Source organism: Rahnella ecdela (genome assembly GCF_019049625.1).
Lineage (GTDB): Bacteria > Pseudomonadota > Gammaproteobacteria > Enterobacterales > Enterobacteriaceae > Rahnella > Rahnella ecdela.
The window spans coordinates 1-24,636 of record NZ_JAFMOY010000103.1 but is presented as its reverse complement, the minus strand read 5'-3'; the positions used below and the strand labels follow the sequence as shown (position 1 = coordinate 24,636).

At 49.1% G+C, this 24,636-nt stretch carries 23 protein-coding genes and 9 pseudogenes; 17 read left to right on the top strand and 15 right to left on the bottom strand.

What is annotated here, in order from left to right:
* The first annotated feature begins 27 nt into the window (after positions 1 to 27).
* The 3 genes and pseudogenes from J1784_RS02525 to J1784_RS02515 all read left to right on the top strand — a co-directional run bounded on the left by J1784_RS02525 (position 28) and on the right by J1784_RS02515 (position 1,734).
* Positions 28 to 639 carry a relaxase/mobilization nuclease domain-containing protein gene (locus J1784_RS02525; protein WP_217147883.1) on the top strand — a complete coding sequence of 204 codons (612 nt, stop codon included), beginning with the start codon at positions 28 to 30 and terminating at the stop codon, positions 637 to 639.
* A gap of 12 nt (positions 640 to 651) precedes the next feature.
* A pseudogene (locus J1784_RS02520) lies at positions 652 to 906 on the top strand (TraI/MobA(P) family conjugative relaxase); the annotation flags it as partial.
* Between the two features lie 105 nt (positions 907 to 1,011).
* Positions 1,012 to 1,734 (top strand): annotated as a pseudogene (locus tag J1784_RS02515) (IS5 family transposase).
* On the opposite strand, the gene J1784_RS02510 reads toward J1784_RS02515, so the two are convergent.
* The 3 genes from J1784_RS02510 to J1784_RS02500 all read right to left on the bottom strand — a co-directional run bounded on the left by J1784_RS02510 (position 1,680) and on the right by J1784_RS02500 (position 3,758).
* Positions 1,680 to 1,829, bottom strand: coding sequence for a hypothetical protein (locus J1784_RS02510; protein WP_217147898.1), 150 nt, complete (start codon positions 1,827 to 1,829; stop codon positions 1,680 to 1,682). The pseudogene J1784_RS02515 and the gene J1784_RS02510 sit on opposite strands and share 55 nt — an antisense overlap.
* A 256-nt stretch (positions 1,830 to 2,085) precedes the next feature.
* Positions 2,086 to 2,778, bottom strand: a complete 693-nt coding sequence (locus J1784_RS02505) for an RraA family protein (protein WP_217147881.1) — start codon at positions 2,776 to 2,778, stop codon at positions 2,086 to 2,088.
* Positions 2,775 to 3,758, bottom strand: coding sequence for a hydroxyacid dehydrogenase (locus tag J1784_RS02500; protein WP_217147880.1), 984 nt, complete (start codon positions 3,756 to 3,758; stop codon positions 2,775 to 2,777). The genes J1784_RS02505 and J1784_RS02500 overlap by 4 nt, the downstream gene beginning before the upstream one ends.
* A gap of 94 nt (positions 3,759 to 3,852) precedes the next feature.
* On the opposite strand from J1784_RS02500, the gene J1784_RS02495 reads away from it, so the two are divergent.
* Complete coding sequence (locus J1784_RS02495) at positions 3,853 to 4,746, top strand: LysR family transcriptional regulator (protein ID WP_217147879.1); 894 nt, start codon at positions 3,853 to 3,855, stop codon at positions 4,744 to 4,746.
* A 29-nt stretch (positions 4,747 to 4,775) separates the two neighbouring features.
* Here J1784_RS02495 and J1784_RS02490 read toward each other — a convergent pair whose 3' ends face one another.
* From J1784_RS02490 to J1784_RS02485, 3 genes and pseudogenes are all read right to left on the bottom strand, one after another.
* Positions 4,776 to 5,873 carry a citrate:proton symporter gene (locus J1784_RS02490; RefSeq protein ID WP_338019892.1) on the bottom strand — a complete coding sequence of 366 codons (1,098 nt, stop codon included), beginning with the start codon at positions 5,871 to 5,873 and terminating at the stop codon, positions 4,776 to 4,778.
* A gap of 26 nt (positions 5,874 to 5,899) precedes the next feature.
* Positions 5,900 to 6,082 carry a hypothetical protein gene (locus J1784_RS26380; RefSeq protein ID WP_238485355.1) on the bottom strand — a complete coding sequence of 61 codons (183 nt, stop codon included), beginning with the start codon at positions 6,080 to 6,082 and terminating at the stop codon, positions 5,900 to 5,902.
* A 496-nt stretch (positions 6,083 to 6,578) separates the two neighbouring features.
* A pseudogene (locus tag J1784_RS02485) lies at positions 6,579 to 7,688 on the bottom strand (IS3 family transposase).
* Positions 7,689 to 7,769: 81 nt separating this feature from the next.
* Here J1784_RS02485 and J1784_RS02480 point away from each other — a divergent pair.
* Positions 7,770 to 8,270 (top strand): GNAT family N-acetyltransferase, encoded by a 501-nt coding sequence (locus J1784_RS02480; protein ID WP_238485354.1) that lies wholly within the window; start codon positions 7,770 to 7,772, stop codon positions 8,268 to 8,270.
* Positions 8,271 to 8,532: 262 nt separating this feature from the next.
* Positions 8,533 to 8,925 (top strand): annotated as a pseudogene (locus tag J1784_RS02475) (IS110 family transposase); the annotation flags it as partial.
* 145 nt (positions 8,926 to 9,070) lie between these two features.
* Here J1784_RS02475 and J1784_RS02470 read toward each other — a convergent pair.
* Positions 9,071 to 9,493: a YdgH/BhsA/McbA-like domain containing protein gene (locus J1784_RS02470; RefSeq protein ID WP_217147878.1), complete on the bottom strand. Its 423-nt coding sequence runs from the start codon at positions 9,491 to 9,493 to the stop codon at positions 9,071 to 9,073.
* 872 nt (positions 9,494 to 10,365) lie between these two features.
* Between J1784_RS02470 and J1784_RS02465 the strand changes: the two genes are divergently transcribed.
* The 4 genes from J1784_RS02465 to J1784_RS02450 all read left to right on the top strand — a co-directional run bounded on the left by J1784_RS02465 (position 10,366) and on the right by J1784_RS02450 (position 12,394).
* A complete protein-coding gene (locus J1784_RS02465; protein WP_217147877.1) occupies positions 10,366 to 10,632 on the top strand; it encodes a YdgH/BhsA/McbA-like domain containing protein in 267 nt (88 codons plus the stop codon).
* Positions 10,633 to 10,765: 133 nt separating this feature from the next.
* On the top strand, positions 10,766 to 11,323 hold the full coding sequence (locus tag J1784_RS02460; RefSeq protein ID WP_217147876.1) for a TetR/AcrR family transcriptional regulator: 558 nt from the start codon (positions 10,766 to 10,768) through the stop codon (positions 11,321 to 11,323).
* Between the two features lie 256 nt (positions 11,324 to 11,579).
* On the top strand, positions 11,580 to 11,840 hold the full coding sequence (locus J1784_RS02455; RefSeq protein ID WP_217147875.1) for a DUF1471 domain-containing protein: 261 nt from the start codon (positions 11,580 to 11,582) through the stop codon (positions 11,838 to 11,840).
* Between the two features lie 38 nt (positions 11,841 to 11,878).
* Positions 11,879 to 12,394, top strand: coding sequence for a DUF417 family protein (locus J1784_RS02450; RefSeq protein WP_217147874.1), 516 nt, complete (start codon positions 11,879 to 11,881; stop codon positions 12,392 to 12,394).
* Positions 12,395 to 12,443: 49 nt separating this feature from the next.
* Here the strand turns inward: J1784_RS02450 and J1784_RS26815 are convergent, their stop codons facing one another.
* Entirely contained in the window at positions 12,444 to 12,815 is a 372-nt protein-coding gene (locus tag J1784_RS26815; RefSeq protein WP_217147873.1) for a hypothetical protein, read from the bottom strand.
* A gap of 508 nt (positions 12,816 to 13,323) precedes the next feature.
* Here J1784_RS26815 and J1784_RS02440 point away from each other — a divergent pair.
* Complete coding sequence (locus J1784_RS02440) at positions 13,324 to 14,328, top strand: LacI family DNA-binding transcriptional regulator (protein WP_217147872.1); 1,005 nt, start codon at positions 13,324 to 13,326, stop codon at positions 14,326 to 14,328.
* Here the strand turns inward: J1784_RS02440 and J1784_RS02435 are convergent.
* From J1784_RS02435 to J1784_RS02420, 4 genes and pseudogenes are all read right to left on the bottom strand, one after another.
* Positions 14,321 to 15,205 carry an NAD(P)-dependent oxidoreductase gene (locus J1784_RS02435; protein ID WP_217147871.1) on the bottom strand — a complete coding sequence of 295 codons (885 nt, stop codon included), beginning with the start codon at positions 15,203 to 15,205 and terminating at the stop codon, positions 14,321 to 14,323. The two genes, J1784_RS02440 and J1784_RS02435, sit on opposite strands and share 8 nt — an antisense overlap.
* Positions 15,206 to 15,259: 54 nt before the next feature.
* Entirely contained in the window at positions 15,260 to 16,615 is a 1,356-nt protein-coding gene (locus tag J1784_RS02430) for an NAD(P)H-dependent oxidoreductase (protein ID WP_217147870.1), read from the bottom strand.
* Between the two features lie 35 nt (positions 16,616 to 16,650).
* The gene (locus tag J1784_RS02425; RefSeq protein WP_338019893.1) at positions 16,651 to 17,097 is read right to left on the bottom strand and encodes an MFS transporter; all 447 of its coding nucleotides are present in this window, start codon (positions 17,095 to 17,097) and stop codon (positions 16,651 to 16,653) included.
* Between the two features lie 20 nt (positions 17,098 to 17,117).
* A pseudogene (locus J1784_RS02420) lies at positions 17,118 to 17,569 on the bottom strand (transposase); the annotation flags it as partial.
* 513 nt (positions 17,570 to 18,082) lie between these two features.
* On the opposite strand from J1784_RS02420, the pseudogene J1784_RS02415 reads away from it, so the two are divergent.
* Positions 18,083 to 18,916 (top strand): annotated as a pseudogene (locus J1784_RS02415) (IS110 family RNA-guided transposase); the annotation flags it as partial.
* Positions 18,917 to 19,042: 126 nt separating this feature from the next.
* Here J1784_RS02415 and J1784_RS02410 read toward each other — a convergent pair.
* Complete coding sequence (locus J1784_RS02410) at positions 19,043 to 19,702, bottom strand: MarC family NAAT transporter (RefSeq protein ID WP_217147868.1); 660 nt, start codon at positions 19,700 to 19,702, stop codon at positions 19,043 to 19,045.
* A 497-nt stretch (positions 19,703 to 20,199) separates the two neighbouring features.
* Between J1784_RS02410 and J1784_RS02405 the strand changes: the two genes are divergently transcribed.
* Positions 20,200 to 20,550, top strand: coding sequence for a RidA family protein (locus J1784_RS02405; protein WP_217147867.1), 351 nt, complete (start codon positions 20,200 to 20,202; stop codon positions 20,548 to 20,550).
* Between the two features lie 37 nt (positions 20,551 to 20,587).
* On the top strand, positions 20,588 to 20,995 hold the full coding sequence (locus J1784_RS02400) for a cupin domain-containing protein (protein WP_217147866.1): 408 nt from the start codon (positions 20,588 to 20,590) through the stop codon (positions 20,993 to 20,995).
* Positions 20,996 to 21,283: 288 nt separating this feature from the next.
* Here the strand turns inward: J1784_RS02400 and J1784_RS02395 are convergent.
* Positions 21,284 to 21,856 (bottom strand): annotated as a pseudogene (locus J1784_RS02395) (IS110 family RNA-guided transposase); the annotation flags it as partial.
* Here J1784_RS02395 and J1784_RS02390 point away from each other — a divergent pair.
* The 3 genes and pseudogenes from J1784_RS02390 to J1784_RS02380 all read left to right on the top strand — a co-directional run.
* Positions 21,844 to 22,143 (top strand): annotated as a pseudogene (locus J1784_RS02390) (IS5/IS1182 family transposase); the annotation flags it as partial. The pseudogenes J1784_RS02395 and J1784_RS02390 sit on opposite strands and share 13 nt — an antisense overlap.
* 308 nt (positions 22,144 to 22,451) lie before the next feature.
* Positions 22,452 to 23,639 carry an OmpP1/FadL family transporter gene (locus J1784_RS02385; RefSeq protein WP_217147865.1) on the top strand — a complete coding sequence of 396 codons (1,188 nt, stop codon included), beginning with the start codon at positions 22,452 to 22,454 and terminating at the stop codon, positions 23,637 to 23,639.
* 410 nt (positions 23,640 to 24,049) lie between these two features.
* The gene (locus tag J1784_RS02380) at positions 24,050 to 24,352 is read left to right on the top strand and encodes a hypothetical protein (RefSeq protein ID WP_217147864.1); all 303 of its coding nucleotides are present in this window, start codon (positions 24,050 to 24,052) and stop codon (positions 24,350 to 24,352) included.
* Positions 24,353 to 24,527: 175 nt separating this feature from the next.
* Here J1784_RS02380 and J1784_RS26370 read toward each other — a convergent pair.
* Positions 24,528 to 24,636, bottom strand: a pseudogene (locus J1784_RS26370) (IS630 family transposase); the annotation flags it as partial.

Sequence of the window (24,636 nt, the reverse complement as noted above, 5' to 3'; positions counted from 1 at the left end):
TCAGCCAGCGGGAAGGGCAAAAGCCGGATGCGCCGATATCACCGGAAAATCCTTACATACGTCCCCCGCTCCTATGCAGAAATTTTTAACCGCCTGGTCAGCTATGTTGACCGCCATGCCACGCCGAAAAAACAACTGATGATGTCTTCCGTGGACGGCATTCTGCAGGTGAAAAGCGGCGACGTTATGTGCGAAACCAACTGCTTTGGCCTGGACACGGCAGCGGCAGAAATGAATGCGGTTGCACTGCAAAACACTCGGTGTATCGACCCGGTTTATCACTGCATCCTGTCATGGCGTGAGGAAGACGAACCCACCGAGACGCAGATTTTTGACAGCGCCCGCTACTGTTTGCAGCAGCGGGGAATGGGTGAAAATCAGTACGTATTTGCCATCCACCGTGACACTGATAATGTCCATTGCCATATTACGGCGAATCGCGTTCATCCGGTGTCTTACCGCGCCGCTAATCTTTATAAAGATGTCGATACCCTGCACAAAGCCTGTCGCCACCTTGAACTTAAGCACGGCTTTACGCCAGACAACGGGGCGTGGGTTATCAACGAAAACCGAGACGTTGTACGGGCGAAGAACGAGATTAAGACCATCCCGCGCAGGGCGAAACAGCTGGAGTATTAAGCCGACAGCCAAAGTCTTTACAGATATGCGGTGATGGAATGTCGGCAAAAAATTGATACAGCGATGGCCGATCCGGCAATAATCTGGCGGGACGTTCATAAAGTCCTGGCGCATTCCTGTCTGGAACTGAAACGCAAACGCGAGGGGCTGGCCATCTATTCTATCGACGTCCCGGCCTGCATGCCGGTGAAAGCCAGCTGCGTGCATCCTGACCTCATCCTGCGTTGTCTTGAGAAAGATTTGGGCGTATTTATTCCAATGCGGTAAGCCGGGCGACTGACGGTTGATGAAACGGACAAGCAACCGGATGCCATTGTGCATACGTACCGGTATGAGCCACGTTTGCACGCCAGAGACAGCAAAGCCCGACTTATGGGTACAAAAAAACCGCCGTCGTCAGGATCAGATCACCACTATCCTGATCCTGCAGCGATATCACATGGCAAAAAAAAGTTCAAAATCACCAACTGGGCCACCTACAACAAGGCGCTCGTCAACCGGGGTTCACTGACATTCTGGCTTGATGAGTCGGCCATTCAGGCCTGGTATGAAAAGCCCGGCACATCTTCACGTGGTCGTCCGCAACGTTATTCTGAGCTCTCTATTTCCACCGTGCTGATGCTCAAACGCGTCTTTCGCCTCACGCTGCGTGCCGCACAGGGGGTTCATTGACTTTGTTTTTACCTTAATGAAACTCCCGCTCCATTGCCGGATTACTCCTGCGTCAGCAGGCGGGCTAAGTCCGTCAGCATCCCATTTAAAAGCCCCACGAGAGGTGCAATTGGTCACCTGGTTATCGACTCCACCGGCTTAAAAGTCTTCGGTGAGAGGGAATGGAAGGTGAAAAAACACGGGCAGGAAAAGCATTGCGTCTGGCGGAAACTGCATCTGGCCGTGGAAGCCAGTACGCATGAGGTTATCTGCGCTGACCTCTCCCTGAACAACGTGACGGATGCAGAGGCCTTCCCGGGGCTTATCCGTCAGACGCACAATAAAATCAGGGCTGCCTGCGCCGACGGGGCTTATGATACCAGACGGTGTCACGACGAGCTAAGGCGAAGGAAAATTAAAGCATTTATCCCGCCGCGAACGTAGACGTAGGCATCCTCAGCATATTTATCAGAAATCTGCTGCGCAAATGCAACGTTGCTGGTCATAATCAATACCAGCGGGAGGAGAATTTTTTTCATCACTGTGTCCTTTTAACGCGGTCTTCTAAAGTATAGCGCTACTTTTAAATACTGAGTGGGAGCGGGATGTTTATTATCACCAAAATCAGTTCCTTGATATTAATGGTTTGTTTATTTTTAAATATGTCATACAAGGTGAGTTTAATTTAATTTTTAAAGATCACCTGCCCCGGCTTGCAATGCGTAGTTAATTTAGCCACCTGCACAGAGATGACACAACTACCACATAGCCAAAACAAGTGACCTTACTACCGGACTAAAGTGGACAACCTTTTGAACGCAGCAGGCTGTTAAAGCGCTCGGGAGCAGTGGTGCCAGCCACATTATTCGTCCGGATCCTGGCTTCACGCTCAACGTGTTGATGTACTCTCGGTAACAGGGAATCCAATTCCGCGTAAGGGATCGCGATAACGCCATCAGCGTCACCGACAATCAGGTCACCGGGCGCGACGACCATTCCACCACAGCTGATGGCAATATTGACCTCTCCCGGACCGTCTTTGGATGGGCCTCGAAGCGTATACCCCCTGGCATAAACAGCAATGCCACCTTCCGCCCATTCGTTCAGATCGCGAATAGCCCCATCAATGACAAAGCCCGCTATTTTCTTCGTCAACGCTGAGGTTCGCATCAGTCCGCCAATCAACGCCTGCGTCAGGTCGCCTCCCCCATCCACGACGATAACATCCCCCGGCTGCGCCATTTCTATCGCTTTATGGATCATCAGGTTGTCGCCCGGTCTGACTTTGACCGTTAGCGCCGGGCCACACAGCACCAGTTGCCGGTCGGCATGCCAGGGCTGAAGCCCTCTGGCCCCTGCACTGCGGCCCATGCAGTCACCGATATTCGGGACGGGTAATTGGCGAAAAGCCTCAATCGTTGCGCGGTCAGGAACCTGTTCGCGAAGACCGATATAATAGCCTGCTGGCCAGTCGGTTTTACTGCTCATAGCATCACTCCTTTTGAATGTGAGATGGCTTCAGAATTGACACACGCCCGCGGATCAAGAGTCTTTCTCTGCAAGAAATCCAGACACTGCCGGGCTGCGGAATGCGCAACCGTATCCAGTGCTTCCACCGTAGAGCCGCCGATATGGGGAGTCAGAACGACATTAGTGAGCTGGCGAAAGGGGTGATCGGCAGATAACGGCTCTTCGATAAAAGTGTCTAACCCGGCTGCGGTCAAAGCGCCCTCTTCCAGTGCTGTTGCGAGTGCATTTTCATCGATTAGCTCACCCCGTGAGGTATTCACCACAATCGCCCCCTGAGGTAATAAGGCCAGCGTCAGGCTGTTAAGCATCTGACGGGTGGCGGCATTAACAGGACAGTGGAGGCTCAGCACCTGGCTGTTATGCAGTAACTCAGACAGCCCGGCATAACGCTGATGCTCCGTTTCTCCCACAAATGCCGGATCGAAGAACGCCACCCGCATTCCGATCGTCTGGGCAATATGCGCGACACGGCGACCAATTGCGCCATAGCCGACCAGCCCGAGCGTCTTGCCTTGTAGCTCGATACCGTTGCCAGCCCGCGTCCAGCGCCGTTCAGCGATTTCATGCTGGAAAAAAGGCAGGCGGCGGGCGGCACTGAACATTAAGGCAATAGTCAGTTCCGCCACCGATTGTGCATTTGTGGCGGGGGTTGTCAGCACAGGGATACCGCGGGCACTGGCTGCTGCGACATCAATGTTCGTCACGCCAACGCCATGTTTGCAGATAATTTTCAGTGTCGGACAGGAATTGATCGCCTTCGCTGACAAAACAGCTGTGCGCGAAATAACGGCATCATAGACTCGGGTCGACATCAGGTGTTCAACTTCCTGCTCGTCATTGCTATGTTGCAAATAATCCACTTCGCACCCGGCGTTGGCCAGTACCTTGCGGCCACCTTCTCCCAGCTCAGGGGCGGTCATTAAGAACTTGTAGGTCATATCTGACTCCTGTGATGATTTCCTTAATGTTGGCATTAGTGAATGATAAATAATATTATCCGGATATTATTTATTGATTCCTGACAGGAATGATATGGAGCTTAAAGATCTGCGTTATCTGCTGGCGATTCGGGATACCGGCCATCTGGGGCGAGCGGCTATCAGCCTTGGCATCACCCAGCCCGCGTTGACAAAATGCATTCAGCGACTGGAGAAAATATATTCGGCAAAACTCCTGTTGAAGGCGGGGCGAGGCATCTATCTGACCGAAGCCGGGTTACTCCTTTGTGACCGAGCGCAAAAAATTGTCCACGCGCTGGAAGTGACACAACGAGATATGAGTTCCCTGGCCGATGGAAATGCTGGTTATATTCGCCTTGGCGCCGCGGCCAGCGCCGCCGAATTTATGTTGCCGAAACTGACGGGGCAATTGCTGCACGCCGCACCCAGCGTGCAGCTGGAAATTAAAGTCGGCCTGAACGACTTGTTACAAAGCGCACTGCGCGAAAAGCAGCTCGATATCATTCTCGGTTTTCTCCCCGAGAACGGAGAGGAGTTTATCGCGATCCCGCTCCTCGACGATCCCGTCGTGCTGGTTGCCAGCAAAGACCACCCGCTGGCAGGTATTCACCCGACGGCAGAACAACTCAATCAGTACAGCTGGCTGTTGCCTTCGAGGGGCGTGGCAACTCGGCAGTGGCTTGAACATCGTTTGCTGGGCGCTGGCTATCCTTTGCCTCGCGTCCAGATAGAAGCCAATACGCTGGCATCGCTGCGGATGGTCATCGCGGAAACCCACCTGCTGAGTTTCCTGTCACGCCGGGTGCTGAAAGAGCAGCAGAGCGCCGTTGCGCTGGTCGAAATTCCCCTTCCACTGTTGGTCATGCCCCGTACGTTCGGATTACAGTTCCATTCATGGAGTGAGCTGACCCCTGCAGCACGTAAGCTGGCTTCTATCGCGGGTAAAATCTGGGATTACCAACGTTAAAATTGAGCTCCCGTCCCGCCCTGCTCTGCTCAGCGCTGCCAGGCACCCGATAATGGAATAATCCCCAACACCAGTGATATCACCAACATGATCAGGTAGCTGAGCAGCGACCATTTGAAGGTAAAGCGCTGATTCTCTGAGTAATCCAGCTTTAACATACTGATGACCAGATAGGTGGAAGCCACCAGCGGGCTCAGGATATGTACTGGTTGTCCAATCAACGAAGCCCGGGCCATCTCCGCTGCGGTAATACCGTGGTGCTGAGCGGCATCGGCAAGAATGGGCAGAACGCCAAAGTAGAAGACGTCATTCGACACCAGCCACGTCATGGGGATACTCAGCAAAGCGGTAACAGGGGCAAGATAGGGGCCAACAGAATCCGGGATTATGCGGATTAACGCCTCTCCGACCGCATTAACCATTCCCGTTCCGTTAAATAATCCGGTGAACACACCGGCGGCAAAAATCAGACTGGCTACGGCAATAATCGGCGCTGCGTGCTTCTCGAGCTGTGCCTTCTGCATACCGAGGTCGGGAAAGTTCACAATCAGGGCAATACATGCAGCAATCATAAACAGGTAAGCCAACGGCAGGATCTCTGTACACAATCCTGCCAACAACAGCAAGGTCAGCAGCCAGTTAAAACAGAATGTTCGTGGGCCACGGCTGCGTTGTTCGCCATCATGCTTAATCTCGCTGATCATTTTGATATCGTGACCCGCTGCCGCCAGACGCGCACGCTCGCGGCGGCCAAAAATCCAGGCCAGAATAAAGGTCCAGATGACGCATCCCATAAGCGCAGGCAAAAGTGGTACAAACACTTCACTCATATCCACCTGCATTGAGGTAACCGCGCGCGCCGTTGGCCCTCCCCAGGGAACCATATTTCCCAGGCCCGAAACTTGCAGCAACAGACAGCACACCATCGGCAAAGAGAACCCAATACGTTTGTAGATGGGTAAAAAAGCCGAAAGGACAATAATGTAAATGGTTGCACCATCGCCATCCAGCGCCACAATAACTGCCAGCAGAACAGTACCGAGGTAGATTTTAACCGGATCGCCGTGTACGACTTTTATAATACGGTTGACCAACGGATCGAACATCCCCGCTTCTGTCATAACCATAAAATATAGCATTGCGAAGAGTATCATTATCCCGTTGGGGGCCACGCTCCGCAGCCCTTAATAACATAGTCCCCCATCTCAGAATAAAAGCCGCCCAGAAGAGCAAAAATGGTCGGGATAATAATCAGTGCTGTCAGAGCTGATAGCTTTTTGCTCATTAATAAATAAATGAAAAAAATCAGCATCAACACACTCAGGGCAATCAACATTGTCAAATCCTCATGATTATTTTTATATCAGCGTTTTTTTGCACTAGCACAGTAAATTCAGGTCTCGAATACACTGCGAACCACATCACGTGACGTCTGTTTTATAACCCTCGACATTCGGTATCTTTTGATGCGCAAATGTTTACGAAATGTGTCTAACGGGTTAATTTTTGGATTATGACAGTGGGGGTGATAAATTAAAGGCATTGAATTTTATTGATATATTCCTCAGAGGAATGAGATCAGTGTTGAAGTGGAGATTTTAAGCAACGTCTGAGCCACACCGAAGAATGGGGATGTCAGGAGTGTAAAAAAATGTCTTGCGAGTTTGTGAGCGGGAACAAATAAAATATGTTTTACAGATGTATCAGTACCTGGCGGAAAGTCATTGACTTGCTGCCTACGGGAAGGGTCATGGCGTTAAGCGGAACATAAATAGCAGCCACCTCATTGAAGATTCTGTGGCTCCTTAAAGGATATTGTAAGCACACCTGTTTTAGTTCCACACACTTTTTGAGATTTCCGTCTTCTCAGCCATTAGCCGGTATTCTTCCGGCGTCAGGTTATTCAGGGATTCATGGGGCCGCTCACTGTTGTATCCATTCAGCCAGCGCTCCGTTATTTCCCGTGCTTCGTTCAACGTCCTGAACAGATAAAAATCCAGTATTTCGGTCCGGTATGTTCGGTTAAAACGTTCGATAAACGCGTTCTGCGTCGGTTTACCCGGCTTGATAAATTCCAGCATCACGCCATGGTCTTCAGCCCATTGCGCCAGAGCCAGTGATATCAGTTCCGGCCCGTTATCCATCCGCATTTTCAGCGGATATCCACGGTTTGCCACTATTTTTTCCAGAACCCGCACAACGCGCTGTGCCGGGATATTCAAGTCGATTTCGATGGCCAGAGCCTCGCGGTTAAAATCATCCACGACGTTGAAAGTCCGAAAACGTCGGCCGCATGTCAGCGCGTCGTGCATAAAATCAATCGACCAACTTTGGTTCAGTGCTTCCGGCGTTGCCAGCGGAGCCGGATTGCGCACCGGCAGGCGTTGTTTACCCTTACGACGAAAATTGAGTTTTAGCAGACAGTAAATCCGGTGTACCCGCTTGTGGTTCCAGACGTAGCCCTGCCTGCGAAGCACCTGAAAAGCTTCTTAAATCCATAGCGGGGATAGCGTTCAGCTGCCTCAGTCAGCCCCTGGATCACCGGTTCATCACGCCGTGTATCCGGTTGATAACGAAATACCGTCCTGCTCAGCGATAACGTCCTGCATGCCTGGCGTATGCTCATCGTAAACTGCGTGGTCAGATAGCTGACGAGCTCACGCTTTATCGCTGGTTTCAAAGCTTTTTTCAATGACGTCTTTCAGCGCCCGGCATTCCAGACTCAGATCGGCAAACATCTGCTTCAGACGACGATTTTCGTCTTCGAGATCTTTGATTTTTTTGATATCAGCGGCTTCCATCCCGCCATATTTCGCCTTCCAGTTGTAGTAGCTGGCTTCGGAAATAGCGGCCTCGCGGCACACATCTTTGACGGTCCTGCCCGCTTCGACTGATTTCAGGACGGCGATGATCTGGTGCTCGGTGAATCGGATCTTACGCATAGCGATCTCCTCAGGGGACATAATCAGTATGTCGGAAGATCTCTAAAAGTGAATGGGCCGTTTTGATGGGATACTTACAATATGACTGCATTATTATTAGAATTTATCTTTGTCATACATGGTGTAAGTCTTATGAGTATAAATATAAGAGCAGCACAATTTTCTGATGTTGATGGAGTCTTCTTAGTCCGAACATCTGTGATCGAGAATCATCTGAGCCGCGAAGAAATGCGGAGAATGGGAATTACTGAAAGCGTCGTGGGTGATATGACCAAAAAGGGTCATTGCGCATGGGTTGCCTGTGATAACGGTGAAATTATAGGTTTTTCAATGATTTTAAGGGAGAAAGGCTGTCTTTATGGTCTTTATGGTCTTTTTGTTCTTCCTGAATACGAATGGAGAGGTATAGGTCGCAGACTCACTGTGCTTGCGGAACAGGAGTTATTCAGACATCACGAAATTGCCTGGCTGGAAATCGATGAAAACAGCCGTGCGGCAAAATTTTACATGCAACTCGGCAGGGGTAATAAAGCAAATTTGGATGGCACTTTCATCAGGTTAGAAAAGCAACGTGATAATTGACTTTCTACAGCTCTCATCGAGTCCCGCTTTTAGCGAAGTATAGTCATTCTTGCCCTGAGAATTACACTTTGAAGTAATTCAGGGTATGCGCTGACTGGTTACGAATATTGAGCGAGAATAACGTGATGATCGCCGTTTTTTTTTCGAGCCAGTAGGTGCTCCACGTTCGATAACGAATACTCTGGGCATGCAGATAAACCGCTGGCTATATTTCTTTCGAAGAGCGTGGAATGCAACCAATCCCCGATAAAAGGAGTTTGTGATGACTGTGACTAATCAATTTGCTGCACATGTTGGCCTGGATTGGGCAGATAAAAAGCACGATTTCTGTGTTCTGTTTAAAAACGATGAACGCGTATTCCATGTGATTGAACATCTAGCAGAAGCGCTTGATGTCTGGCTTACCGAGGTACACCAGAAGGTAAAAGGCAGAATCGCTATCGCCATTGAGCTGAAGAAAGGTTCCGTGGTGTATGCTCTTCAGCAATATCCATTTATCACCATTTTCCCTGTCCACGCTTTGTTCCTGGCTCGTTACCGGCAAGCCTTCTCGCCCAGCGGCGCTAAAGATGATCCGCAGGATGCCGAGCTGGCATTAGAGTTAATGCTGCGCCATACCCAACAGATAAAAGCTATTGAACCCGACAATGCGGATAGCCATTCTCCTGGATAAACGTATCCGCAAACTCAAGCAGGTTGTCATAAGTGGACACTGTTCTCTCCGCTCTCTGAAATAAAATAAACACACGCAGAAACGCCCGGAGCCATAAGGCTGCCGGGCGTCGCTGCAGGGTAACGCTTTAGCGGTAAAGTGTAGCGGTACCGGAATATGGAGACATGTTACTGACGCTGGTGACGCGGTAGCCGGAGGCGCCTTGTTTCTCCGCTTTCACCATCAGGGCATTATCCAGGTCATCCGGCGTTGCCGCGCCGTGCGCCGACACTTCCCCGACTTTAACGGAGTCATATGCCTGCTGACGGTTCAGTTCATTGGCTATGGACGGGATCATGACTTCGGAAATATCTTCCAGTCCGGTCAGGCTGGCCTGGTCGTTATAATTCAGATTTTCGGCGACTGAGCCAGAAACAAATTCAGTACCGGCTGCATCCTGGCTGACGTTCAGAACACCTGCCTGGGTTTCCCATACGGGTCCCTGCTCGGTCTGGGCGGCGAAAGTGATTACCGGGAAGGTCAGGAGTGCTGCAATCATTAATTTTTTCATGTTGTTACCCTCATTTATCTTTTTAATATTGTTTGCTGTGTATGTTGTGTCGTGCTGTTGAAACCAAGACTACCTACCAGTAGATAGGTTGGCAAGGGCAAAATATCTTTATATTTTTAATTGTGATTTGAATCACATTTTTACCGTGTCTGTTTTGATGAGTACCCGAGTTGAGGAGAGGGATCAGGCCGACCGAAAGCCATCTGATTCAGTCTGGCCCGGAGGCAGGCAGGGCTTGTTGTGATACCACCCTGCGGGCTGACAAATTTTCTGTCAGAGCCTGTCCGGCGCCTCACGCCCGCGCAATAAATTGCGCACCCGTTCACCGTTACTGTCACTCATCAGGCGGATCAGAACTTCATCCGGACGGTGATGGGGCACGGGATATTAAGTCCCCGCGCCGGCGGTTCCCTGAACCCTGTCGGGATTGTTTTAGCAGGAGGTGTTTGCCACGCCTGACCGGGTTAACCCCGGCAGAGAAGGGGTTTGAAGTTCAGTGATGTAAAAGCCGCGCTAAGCGTATCTGAAATCGATTTTGACACTACTCCGTCTCAAAATGACCAAAGGCGATATTTGGAATCGCTTTTGAGCCAGGCATGCAGCCTCATAAGACTCTATATTTCAGCCTGTTATTTCCTTGACGTGGTTTTTCGCACGGCTGGCCCCCGACCTCCTAACATCATCAGCATCATGGGGTTCTACGCCAGAACCCAAAACAGGAGAACAATACCAGGCGGGATTATGTGAGGGTTTTCACATTATATGGAGAGTGTCATATTTTTTTCTTGCAAGACTATCTACTGGTAGGTAGTCTTGCTTTCAACAGCGGAACATACAGACAAAAAATACAACAGAACATCAGGAGTCTTACAATGAAAAACACTATCAAAGTACTTATCGCTACCGTCGCCTTATCCACCACCGCACTGGCTTATGCCGCCGGCCCGCAAATGGTCTCCCGCGGTGAGGCGGTATCACTGCAAAAAATTGGGGTGGTATCGTCAGGCGGCTTCACCAGCCCCGATGACCTGGATGCCTCACTGGCCATGAAAAGCGCTGATGCCGGCGCCAGTCATTACCGGATTATTGGTGTTTCCGGAAACAATAAACTCGCGGGTACAGCCATTCTTTACCGCTGAACCCGGCACAAATAATGTGCCGCAGCGCCTCCCGGCCCGGGGAGGCCGGATATGAAAACGCCCGGAGTCTCCCTGACTGCCGGGTTTTCCGGTATCTGAACATAACAGGCATTCCACTGCCCGGAGAACACCGATGTCCACTTATGACAGCCTCCTTGACCTGGCTGATACCCTTATTCAGGAAAATGGCTTTCAGGGATTCAGCTATGCTGACCTGGCTGCCGGCCTGGGAATACGCAAGGCCAGTATTCATTACCATTTCCCGGGCAAAACCGACCTGGGTATCGCCTACTGTGAACGCAAGGAAACCCGGCTCCTGCAAATGGAAGAGAAACTGCTGGCAGTCCCTGCCGGGAAAGCCCGCCTGGAGGCGTATATGGACGCCTTTGCCTACTGTGCGCTGAAAGGGCAAATGTGTGGCGTCCATGCCATGCTGTCGGACAGTAATCAGTTCGAGCCGGCCCTGCAGGATGCGGTAAACCGGCTGGCACAGACGGACCTGAGGATAATCGCTGACGTTCTGCGTACCGGCCGTGAAAACGGTGAGCTGACATTCATGGGTGAGCCCGCTGACCTTGCGATTATTATTAATTGTGCGGTGAAGGGCGCGCTGATGCTGAACCGGGTTCCGCCGCATGATGCCTGCGAACGTATGAAACGGGCAGTGCAACAGATGTTCAACTGCCCGTAATCACTCACGCAGCTGATGGCCGGCCCTGCCAGTGCCATCAGCTGGCTTCACTTTTTACGCCTCTCTTGCTGCCCCCGCAGCCTCACCAGGCACGGTTGTCGCGGGCGGACAGCCGTTTCACCGCCATCCATTAATGTGACTGGCGTCGCATTTAAATCAACGGGGCTAATTTTGCCTTGCCAATCTACCTTCTGGTAGGTAGATTGGCTTTAACGACACAGCACACAACTAAAACAGAACTCCAGAGGTGACCATTATGAAAACACTCATTCGCGATGTTATTGCCATCTTTACCCGCAGACCTCATGGCCCGGTCATGGTGAAACAAGACCTGACTGAAGCAGAAAAGGCCGCGCTGATGCCGGTCCGCTCATTTTCACTCGGGTGGATTTCTACCGTTGAGGAGCTGGAAAGAGAGGTGGCCCGCGAGACTTGCGAATCAGGGGCAGCCGGTTACCTGATATCAGATTTTGAACAGGGCCGCTTTATCCACGCCCGCGCCACGCTTTACGCATAATCCGGCTCAGTCACAACGAACACAATAAGGACATCACTATGAACAGCCTCACTCACCGTTACCTGCACAGCTTCACAAAGAAACTGGCCCGCGTGGATTTAATCGCCCTGCGCCTGTCCGTAATTTTTATCTTCGGGCTGTTTGGCACGTACAAATGGTTTGCCTTTGAGGCGACAGGTCTGCATCACCTGCTGACAGGCACCTGGCTGGGTGCGCTCTATCCTTTTCTGGGAGTCCGTGGCGTCAGTTATGCTCTCGGGGTGGTGGAGAACATGACCCTGCTGGCACTGATTATTGGTTTCTTCCGTCCTGCAGCGGGTGCGGTGGGTGCCATCATGGTTATCGGCACCGGGATAGTGACCCTCAGCCTGCAGCCGCAGCTGGGCCGTATTGACAGCTTTATTATCAAAGACATTCTGCTGGTTGGTGCGGGCCTGACCCTGCTCCGCCATGACCTGCGTCGTGTCCTGATTTTTCGCCGACAGGAGCGGTTTCAGCAACAGCAAGGCCGTGCACGGTCGCCACGCCGTATTACGGTTCCGGTCATGGGGTAAACCTGTTGCCAGCCGGCGCGAGTCAGAGAATGCAATTGTACTGCCGGGTTCACTGTGAGAGGCAGGGATGCCACCCTGTTACGATAGCGCAGCCAGTTAAAATAACGGGCGTATCGTGCCATGTTGTCCGTTCCCCCAAAGTTCTCCTTCTGGCGGTTTCTGGGAGCCGGCTGGCTGAAACGCCTGGCCGCCCGGTTTGTTTTGCATTAACGCGCTCGAAGCTAAGTGCATCAAGCTGTAATTCATGAACAAATATACGAAAAACCCTGACAGGATTATCTTTTGTGACAAAATCATCCAGCACTTCAGGAAGCAACGTCATCTGATGTTTGCCTTGACCTATTATATGCTGAGTCATATCTACACCCACAATATCTAATCGTATACTTTTAATTTTTTTAAATAAAGTAGGTTGCTGCACGGGTTTATCAATAATGGTTGGTCATATAAAGCCAGTACTTAGACCAAAAAGTGATCAGCAATTTTCACACAGCCTGTGCATGAAGCAGCCTGTCTTAATGAGTCAGGGCAACCTTTAGCCAGGAGCAGAAGTTAATCTAAATTTTCGTCGGAACTGCAGCATCAATCAAAGTAAGCTCAGGGAAACTGATACACTTATGAAAATTCAGATCGGTTGATCGGAGTGAGTCCATATGGCTCGTAAATGTTTATAAAAACTCGCCGATTCATACAGCGCTTCAAGGCAAGCCGGACTGACCGGCCTGTCCGAAATTCGATGTCAGCATCAGCGGATGTAATATCCAGGCTTTACAGCCCTGCCACAAAGGGTAAGGATTAGCTGATATGCCCAATGCAGCATCGTCGAGAGCTGAAATTATTAACGCGTTGAAAGCAGTGCGTATTAAGATTGATCCTGTGTTCAGGACCCTCGCCCTGATGTCATAAGAACAATATAGAGTGGTTGTGCGTTGATAAATAAAAACAAAATTACCATCAGAGACGTCGCTGAGCTGGCCGGAGTATCCATCGGCGTGGTTTCACGAGTATTGAATCCCGGTACTGGTTCAGTGTCCGAACGCACGCGCGTTCGAGTGTGCGAAGCAATGCAAACGCTTAATTACACCCCCCAGAGTTCCGCCAGAGAATTAAAAACAAACCTGAATAATACTATTGGCTTAGTGGTGGCTGACATTGCGAATGACTTTTTTTCTGAGATATCAGATCTTATCGTACGGCGGGCCAGAGAACAGCATATGAATGTCATTCTTGTGACGACTCAGGAAGATCCGCTGCTTGAGCGTGAGAGTCTGCGGATGCTGATGCAAAAGCGGGTCAAAGCCATCATAGCCACGCCAACCAGTGCGAACAGTGATATCTGGCAATCCATCGGTGAAATGGGTATTGCTGTGGTCTTTATCGACCGTTTTCTTGAAGACGTTAAGCATGCCAGCGTCATTGGTTTTAATAACCACGACTCTGCATGTGATGCCACCCTTTATCTTGCCCAGCAGGGACACAAGCGTATTGCCTGGATCAGCGGCCCCCTTAATACCTCAACATCTCTACAGAGGCTAAATGGCTATCAACAAGGTCTTAAAGAGAGCGGTTTAGCGTGGGATCAGCAATATACCGTAGTGAAGAATTTTCGCGATCCACTCGCCAGCCAGGCACTAGATGAACTGCTTGAGCTTGAGGTACCACCGACGGCAGTCATTATTGGTAATACCTCAATTGCACCGGTCATCATGTCACGGATCCGCGAACTGAAGATTTCTGTTCCTGACGATTTATCGCTGATTGTTTATCATGATAGCCACTGGAGCCGGCTGCTGTCGCCTTCCATCAGCGTCATCAAGCACCCTCTCGAAACGCTGGCAGAAAAAGCAATTCATAGCTTGTCTGGTGAACAACAGAATGTATTCGAATTAACAAGCGTGCTAATAAAACGCGAGAGTGTCTCGTCGATTAAATAGAGAGTCCATTCAGGCGCTGTATTTGCCGGATAATACCGCAATGATCTAAATCGCCATCACCCGCGGCAACCATCTGGCTGAACAAGACATTGACCTTATCAGTTAACGGCAATGTCAAATCAAGCTGTTGTGCCAACGCCATGATACTTTTTGTATCTTTGAGCTGCCATGCCGCTGAACCGCGTGCACAAAAGTCACTTTCTACCATGCGTTCACCGTGTTGTTGTAGCAAGCTGGAATCAGCAAACCCGCCCAACAGCGCCTCCCGGACCTTAATCGGATCGGCCCCACCCCGTTGCGCCAATGTAAAGGCCTCTGACAATAAACATAACGTCCCGGCGACAATAATCTGGTTTGCAAGTTTGGTGAGCTGTCCTGCACCAACGTCTCCCACTCGGGTAACGTTACCAAGGTGAGTAAGCAGAGGTCGAAGCCGATCGATACTTTGCTTCGCCCCTCCTGCCATCAATGACAACGTACCATTCTCCGCGCCTTTCGTACCGCCAGACACGGGCATGTCCACATAATCAAGTTTTGCGCGTCGAGCCTGAAGTTGCTGTTCAACCACCTTCTCCGGGGTGAGCGTGCTCATCATGATAATTATCGAGTAGTGAGCAATGAGTGACAATCTTGTCTCGGTGAAAATCACCTCGTCGCAGGCATCGGCATCACTCAAAAGACAAATGATAACGTTGTTCCGGGATAATAACTTTTCGACTGAATCGACACATTTGACACCAAAGGTTTCCAGACCGAGCGCTTTATCCTTTGTCCGGTTCCACGCCTCGACCCGACAATCAACTGCAGCCAGACGACGCGCTACCGCTTGCCCCAGTAACCCCGTACCGATCAAACCTACTCGTGTAGTGGTATCCATAAATATTTCCTGAATAACTCGCGACGACACTTGCCGCCGCGGCAAAGTTAACGTCTATAAACCCGCGAGGCTTACCATTTGTTTACGCAACTCGACGATATCCAGATTATTTTCAAATTTGACATCGGAGAAGCGTATCGCTTTGTCTTTGGCGACATCTTTGACCAGCTTGACGTGATGTGCTAGCCCCATTGGCAACAGGTCCTGATCCACGCTGATACTGGCTGGTAGCGCATTCGCCCAGACGGTAAAACCACCTTCACCATCCAGCATTTCCCCGGCCTTGAGATCGCGTTTTGCCGTTGCCACCGCATCTCCCCTGAAGCTCAATGCTGAACCTGTGGCTTCATTACGCAGCACGGCAGAGAGAATGCTGATGCTGGTTTCCAGCCCAATCAAATGGAAAGGACGCCACATTGAGGCGTACCAGCCAGTGGGGTCGGTGAGCAGCCCATATTGTTTGAAGCAGGCACGGCTATACTCATCGGGAGCCTTAAAGGTGACAAAAACGCCGTAACGGATATTATTGAGCACTTCACGTCCATCTGGCTCCTGGCTTGCGGCAATATCTACCAAGCCACTCCGGCCCAGTCGCCCGCCATCCGCCTCGGGTGAGAATACTCGGGCCAGGTCATGAACCCCTGCTGGAGGAAAAGCCAGCCCATTATCAGGGCAATCCAGCCCTGTTGCGTTGGCCACAGCTGCCATTTCAATCGCCGCCTTGGTACCATCGGTGAATGAGTTGTACATTTTGGGATTAAAGTCGCCTGCAGCGACCTCCTCTTCCGACCAGCCAAAAAAGCCCCAGACGGTATCTGGCGTTGAGTAACGGTAACGAGGCTCAAAATTCATCCCTTTACCAGCGGCAACAATTTCAAATCCGCAGGCACGAGCCCAGTCCACCAGTTCACAAATAATTGCAGGCTGATCGCCGTATGCCATGCTGTAGATCACACCTTGTTGCCGTGCCCGTTCAGCGATTAGCGGCCCACACAAAACATCAGCCTCTACGTTCACCATGATCACATGTTTGCCATGTTCAACGGCTTGCAGCGCATGGCGAGTTCCAGCCAGTGGATGCCCCGTTGCCTCAACAATGCAATCAATCTGCTCACAGCGGAATAACAGCTCCGCATCTTCCACCACACAGGTCGATCCATCCCGTAAGGCAATGTCGATATTTTCTGCGCGGTATTGCGTTTCAGGCCAGCCGACGCGAGCCAGCGCGTGGCGGGCTTTATTTACATCGAGATCGGCAACGGCCACCACCTGCAGTCCTTCCAGATGACGAAGCTGTGCAAGTACCATAGATCCAAATTTTCCGGCACCAATAATGCCGACCCGAATCGGCTGCGCGGAACCTGATTTCACGGCACAGGCACGCTCATTTAACAATGCTGCTAAATTCATTTTTACTCCTCGATAGGATGTTTAAGATGTTGACATTAACGCCAGCCAGCAACCTGACGGCGACTTTTACTCAGGAGATAAATCAGTAACGGTGAAAAAAGCACAAGTATCGATAACAGGTAGAGACCGTTCTGTGATTTACCGGTAAGGGAAATAGTGAGTCCGACTAGGAAGGGACCAAAAAAGCCGCCAATATTGCCGATAGAGTTGATTAGTGCCAGGCCTCCGGCTGACCCCTGGTTCGTGAGGAAAGAGGCGGGTAAGGTATAGAATGTCGGCACACAGGCCAGCATGCCGACGGTAGAAAGCGTCAGCCCCAGCATAGATATCACTGGTGAGTCACTGATGGCTGCGACCACAAATCCGACGGAAAACAGTATTGAAGGGAGGATAAAGTGCCAGGTCCGTTCATTCGTTTTATCGGAATGGTTTGACCACCAGCACATAGCGACAGCGCCAACGATGTAGGGAATGGTGCCCAGCAGACCTGACCTGCTCCCCTCTAATTAATGCGTTGCGGACTTAGCAACGTCCGCTTCACGCCCTGAGACATTCGACATGCCTTGTATGCCTTCAGTAAAGGCGAGTGTCGTGCTTCGAGAGCCAGCAGATATTTTGCTTCGTCGTACTGAGTTCTGGTCTTCCAGCAGCGGTAAATGATCCTATCCATTTAAACGACGGAGCCCTTATGGCTGATTGATGAGATTTTCCTTTTTCTCGCAGCCCCTGATAATACAACTTGGCCCAGTATGATGAGTTAACCGCCTTGGCAGCCCATTTAACAAAGGTCTGCCTGACGAACTTCGCACACTGCCAACGCCAGTGAACCCAAGATTTTTGACCACTTCGTTCGGTTACTGGTGCAATGCCAGCGTAGTTTTATATTTCTGCTGCGCTATTAAAGCGGTTACGGTTATCACCCAATACTGCAAGCATTCGCGGGGCCATACACCTGAGCCAGCCTAAGGCAGGGCATCTGGAGTAGCTCCCTGGCCACAATCGCATCATATTAGTTACAACATTCAATTATTTTTTACCAAATAGTCCCCCAGCATCGAGCCCGAACGCACCCTTTTGGCCACCTGAAAAGCGCCTCGTCCCGGGCCAACGGCCCGTAATAGAGTGGCTTTAAATAGGATGTTGTAACTATCATGACCATCGCCTTTAATGGTACAGCTTACGCGGAGGTAGGGGCCGCCTGGAATTCGGAAATTAAACTACGTTTAGAGTTTTGGCCTTAACGAGAGGTCTCGTTCCGCTGAGCGCAAGCCTCTGACCCTGAGAGGTGTACGCAATGATTAGGCTGTCCGTTAATGGTTTTACTTACTTTCGTATATAAAACCTGCTTTATATACGTAATCGTTCAGTTTCGTACACAGGAACGCTATAGCAAAGCAATCGGAGGGATAGCCAACACCCGAGCGGTTAAAAATTATCCATAGCGAATGGAAGGGACTTCCTCTAGATATGCGTCTGATTAATCTTGCCAAAAATGTCTTTGCTGTTCACTGTGTTGACCAAAATGGCAAAGCAGTTCTGGTTAAACCCAAGGTGTCGCGTGCAGCACTTTCTGAACTCATCGCATGTTTACCTCCCTGTGTAATTGGAATGGAAGCCTGCTCGGGCGCCCACTATTGGGCAAGATTATCAGGCAGTATGGCCATGATGTCAGGTTGATGGCTCCGAAATTTGTCTCACCCTATCGCATGGCGGGTAAGACCGGGGAAAATGATGCAGCTGATGCAATAGCTATTTGTGAGGCCGTGCAGCGGCCGCATATGCGCTTTGTACCCGTCAAAGACGAAAGCCAGCAGGCAATGCTTATATCGGACAAGACAGGGATTTATCCAGAAAGAACAGCAACGTATAACCGTCTTCCGGCCCTGGTAGCCGAATTCGGGATTATCGCCCCAAAAAGCACTGATGCTTGCGTCATATTGTTTCTGACCAAAAGGAAACTCTGCCAGTACAGGTCAGGATTTGCATTGATGATCTATTGTCGCGCATTACTAATATTGAAGAAAAAATAGCCGAATATGACAAGGTATTATCGCAAGTGGCCAAAACAGATCATCGCAGCCAGCAGTTAATGGAACTGAAAGGCATTGGGCCTACAACCGCAAGTGCGCTGGTCGCCAGTATTGGCAACGCACATAATTTTAAGAACGGGCGTCAACTGGCAGACTGGTTGGGACAAACGCCTCACAATTCAGTAGTGGCGGAAAATCAAAGCTTGGCAAGATAACAAAAGCGGGTGATGCCTACCTGAGAACCCTGCTGGTCCAGGGCGCCCGTTCTGTAAGAGAATAGAACGGACTCGTTTAGTCGTTAAAGATGGACATAGCTGCGCCAACAGATATTGTGTGGGAGAATTGGAAACCGTCGAGCTACTGAAATACCTCTGGCGACCAAAAAAGCGGGGAAATATCAATGAGCCATCAGTTCCATTCCGCCATTGATAACAAACTGAACTCCCATACACACCAGTAAAAATCCCATCAAACGTGAAATGGCTTCAATTCCACTATGGCCCAGTATACGCATAATTGCCCCTGAACTTCTCAAACACCCCCATAACAGTAATGACACGAGAGCAAAGGTAACGGGTGGGGAAATCCAGATCACCCATGCAGGAAATCCGCTATCGTGGTTCATTGTTGTCGCGGTACTGATAATGACGGCGATAGTCCCTGGGCCTGCTGTTGTCGGCATGGCCAGTGGAACAAAAGCGATACTAGCTCCGGTGCATTCTTCAATTTCCTTCGACTTGCACATGGCTTCCCTTGATTCATGCACTTTTTGTTGCGGGAATAACATACGAAAGCCGATAAATGCCACGATCATACCGCCCGAAATACGTAATCCAGGAATGGAAATACCGAATGTATTCATTACGAGCTTCCCACCATAGTAAGCCACAACCATAATTAGAAAGACGTAGATCGCCGCCATTTTCGACTGTTGATAACGCTCAGAGGCGTTCATGTTGGCTGACAAACCGAGGAAAACAGCAACGGTGATAAGCGGATTTGCCAAGGGGAGAAGCACGGCAAGACCAAAACCAACAGCTTTAAAAAGATCGAGCATGAATTCTTATCCCAACAATACATTGCCATAATTAACTAATATAATCGTACATCACATGATGATTAAACGTGCCAGGTTATTGAATGACTGGCTAGTCGATACACCCTTGATACTGATAATTAGCACTGAATATCGGACATCATTTTTATGAAAATACCATTATGATAAAAATGATGCAAATACAGATAATTTAAAATTACAATTGTAATGATCTACATAATGTCGGTGATTTAAAGTTTTTACGTACAGCACAGACAAAAAGGCTAAAAATACCATATACTTGCCTCTTGAATTGACAATAAATTAAACAACAATCTACTCGAGAGGTGTTTTCACACAGCATTTGCATTCCATTTTATATCCGCTATTCTGGAATTATAAGTCTTATTCTGCAGGCTTTTACTTCGGTAACGTAAACTAGGAAAAGGGAAAGTCACCAAATATTATCCTGATAAATTGACCAAAAGAAGACCAAAAAAATCGAAGGCGGAGAACATATGGCAGTCAAACGTATCAATAGCAGCCCAAGGATGAGTCAGGCATCTCAGCATGGAAACATGGTTATTTTATCCGGACAGGTTTCTGAAGGTCAGAGCGTCGCTGAGCAGGCCAGAAATTTATTCTCCAGTATTGACGAACTCCTAATGAAAGCAGGTACAACAAAATCAAATATTATCTACGCTAATATTTTCCTGACTGACATGAACGATTACGATGCGTTTAATTCGGAATGGGATGGGTGGATAGATGTGGAACATCAGCAATCCCCTTCCCGTTCAGCAATCCAGGTTGTTCGTTTGGCAAAACCAGAATGGCGGGTTGAAGTTCAGGTTATCGTGGGCCTTTGATCAACGTTCATACAACACACTATAAGGAAAACATTTTATGCATGATGAAACTTATCCTAAAGAAACGATCGCGCTAAATGATGATGAAATATCAACTGAACTCGCAGCGATTCACATCCCGGATATTGTTATTCCTGAAGGAGGTAAGCCTCTTCTTGAAAGACGTATGCGCTGCCGCATTCTGGAGTGTCATCCGGGGAAAATTATCGCACTTCACTCACATAAGAATCGCCCTGCACTACTGTATGTTCTGCAGGGTTCAGGTGAGGAGCATAGCAACCAATTCAGCGAGGTGCGCATCTGGAAAGAGGGTGATTGCTTCGCGGAGTTTAACGATACTGAGCATTGGGTTAAAAACCGTTCAGATGTGACCCCATTACGTGTTCTGACTTTTGATTTGATTGATGATGAACCTGCTCCGCAGAAATGCGGCAGCGGCTGCTAAATATAACTCTGAATTGGCAGTGAATATTCATACTGTTCTTCCTGATGTAATCCCGCGAGTATGCTGGTTGCATCAGATTTTACATCACCTCATGCCTCTCCAAGGATACAGACCTTAATTAAGACACCGAAATATAAAACCGTGACATACTTCAACATCCCCTGCAAGAAAATTAAAATTAATCATCGCGAATAAATCCTTGATGAAAAAAATATTAAAACGTGACCACTTTATATTATATAAATAATAAAATTAACTATTCTACATTATTAAAAATACTATGTATCAGCTTGAAATAGTACTCGCTGTCAGTGTTTCGACGCAGGGAATGCTAAGCAAGCGCTGTCCAACCTCATCGTCGTCCAACTTTCGTTTCAACTGAGATTCCAAATCTTTAATCTGCTCAGCAAGATAGTGATAATGCTGTTGTAATCTCAGCAATAACTAGCTGAGGTAAAGAGGCAAACTACTGTCCTCAAGAAGGGTACTCAGTCGGCTAATAACGGCAGATCCTCGTGGAACGCTGATGCCAAATTCCAGCAGAAAAGCATGCATCTGATTGGTTGTTTTTACCTTATCCTGAACCAGGGATTCACGAACAAGATGCAGAGCCCGCATTGCCTGCTGAGATTCCGTTCTGCGTTGCACAAAACGCATAGACGGACGCGATGCAGCTTCACAAATAGCTTCGGCGTCGACAAAGTCGTTTTTGTTACTTTTAACGAATGGACGGACAAATTGTGGTGATACGAGCTTAGGAAAATGCCCCAACTCTTCCAGCTTGCGTGCCATAAAGTGAGAGCCACCACAGGCTTCCATTGCGATGGTTGTAGCGGGGCATGTCGCCAAGAATTCGAACAACTATCCCGCAACGAACGCGTGCCTGTTACTGGCCGGTGGAATATGCCGACAAAAATCAGACGGTGGCGAGGCAACGACTGACGGGGAGCAATACTTACTGGAAATGGCATACGGCTTACAACCCGCGCTCGGTGGCTGAAACGACGATGTACTGCGTAAAACAGCTGTTTGGTGTGCATATAACGTTGCGGGATTATGATGCGCAGGTTAGAGAAGCTATAGCCATGATCCGTGCCTTAAACAAAATGACGCGTGCAAGGATGCCAGAAAATGCGCGGATTGCCTGAAGGTGTGACTGAAAGAGAGACTTTTTATTTAAACCTATTTATTCAACAAAGCCGTATGAAACTGCAGGCTAAGGTTTTTTTAATCTGAGTTACGTTTTTTTACGTTTACAGTTATGATATTGATATTATTTAAAAATAGCTCTCTTTAAATTCACCTTACTTTCAATCTTGTTTGAACCGGTTTATCTGCTAAGAGAACGACTTATGTTGCAGACTCGAACATCGCTACAGTGGATATTTGGGGGGGTTACACTACGCTGTAATTAATATTAACTATTTCAATAATGACAACAATTTTCAGGTGGAAAATGAAAAAACCGATCTTCATTTTTTTCAGTCTGTTTTTCTCTCAGACAAGCCATGCGAGTGCCCTTTATTTCTACGAGATTGGTACAGAAGATACGGCTCTCGCGGGAGCGGGACAGGCCGCTCGTGCTCAGGACGCTTCCACTATAGTGACCAACCCGGCAGGGATGACACGGCTACCGGATCATATGTTTACGGGTGGATTGCAGGCAATGGATGGGGATGTCTCTTACTCGCTTGACAACGAAAACGGCCGGAAAAGTCCCGGTGATATCATGCATTTTTTTCCCAATGCCAGCGCGTTCTATACCCAAAAGATTAATGACGATCTCTACGCGGGGATTGGACTCTACGGTAACTATGGACTGAGCATTGATTACGGTAACTGGCAGGGGGATCGTTTGATCAAGAAAAGCAGCATGGTTGCCATGACGCTGAGCCCCTCTTTGGCCTATAAAATCAATGACAGACTCTCCGTTGGCGGTTCAGTCAACGTTAACTACGGTTTGCTTTCGCTAACGCGTAACGTCGGGGGAAATGAAGAAAAACAGCAGGATCACGACTGGGCTTTGAGTTATCGCCTTGGCCTGCTGATGGCGCTGACCGATCAAACCCGCGCCGGTATCACCTGGACCAGTGAAACCAAATACAATTTTGATATTAACGGTAAAGTCCGGCTCCCGAACGTACCCAATGTTGATTATGACCTGCCCATTTCGGCACAGGTGCAGGCACCACAACAAATCATGCTGAGTCTGGTGCATGACATAAATAAACAGTGGTCTGTGATGGGAGATCTTGGCTGGCAGGATTGGAGCCAGTTTGGTGCGCCGCAGATAACCGTATCTGGTCATGAGGAAGATAAAAAGAACCGCCTGAAAGACTCCTGGCATACTGCGCTGGGTGTGCAGTATCGCCCAACGGAACAATGGCGTTTAAACGCGGGCGTGGCGTTTGACAGCACAGTTTACGCTTCACAAAGCGACGTCGCGCTCACGTTACCCACCGGCGACGAGTGGCGTTTTGCTACGGGTGCGCAATACCAAATCACGCAGCAAAGTAACATTGGGGTTGCCGCATCATACTTACATATGCAGTCCTCGCGCGTACAATCTCCGGCGATTTACAAAGGGAGTTATGATGATCCTTATTTTTGGTTCGCCAGCGTAAACTACAGCTATCAGTTTTAAAAAAGCAGGCATGAGCTCCGAAAATGATTGCAGCCAGCAGGCTGTACGTTGAGGACTCCTGCTGCCTGTGACGTTCTTAACGTGATCGCCTGTTAATAATACTTTTATGAGTTGGTGACCATGGACTTATCGAGAGTAGCCATATCTGCTCATCGCAGCACTCAAATGCTAGTAATTTAGGAATTACTGAGTAACTATTTGAAAATAAATATAATCTAAAGGTAGTGTTTTTTAAAATTTAAATATAAACAAAAAAGCACTATTAATACGTGTGATATGGGTTGATTATGGTGTGTGAAAAAACAAATCTCCCCCATAAGGTTTTGCTGCGCATTGGCGCCCGACTGAAAGAGATATGTTTATTGTCGTTCCATGCTGTAAATAATATATTAGTTCATAGAGGTAATATTATGAAAAAGATCATGATGGTATTAATTTTTGCAACCGTGAATCTTCCGGCATTTGCTAATTATCACCCGATTGCCAGAACAACGGTTGTAGCTACATCCGACCATCCTGTTGCAATGGCGGCAGCCACCAGTGGTAACGGAGCACATTCGGTTGCCCGCGGAGCTGCCATTATGTCATCGGATCACCCTGCTGCAATGGCAGCGGCGACTAATGGCAACGGTGCGCATCCTGTTGCACGCACGATGGTTGTTGCAGGTTCTGATCATCCCGTTACTGCGGCTGCTGTCACTGGACATTACTGATTTTCTCCCTCAAAATAGTGCCAGTCACCGAGATGCTCAAACATCGATATTGGGAATATTTTTAAGACGTAATCAGTCCTGATATTTCCTGCTATCGATGAGATTTATGCTGGGCCTTCAGCGACTTGCCACACCAGGCAATAAATTTTGCGGTGTGGCTAAATAGCTGCGCCTATTACCGCTCCACTTTTGTTAACCCGTGTTGACTGCCGGGGAAAGGTGAAGCTGATTTCATAAACTGTCTGACATTTTTCAGTAACTGCCACATTGTCCGGCAGCGATGA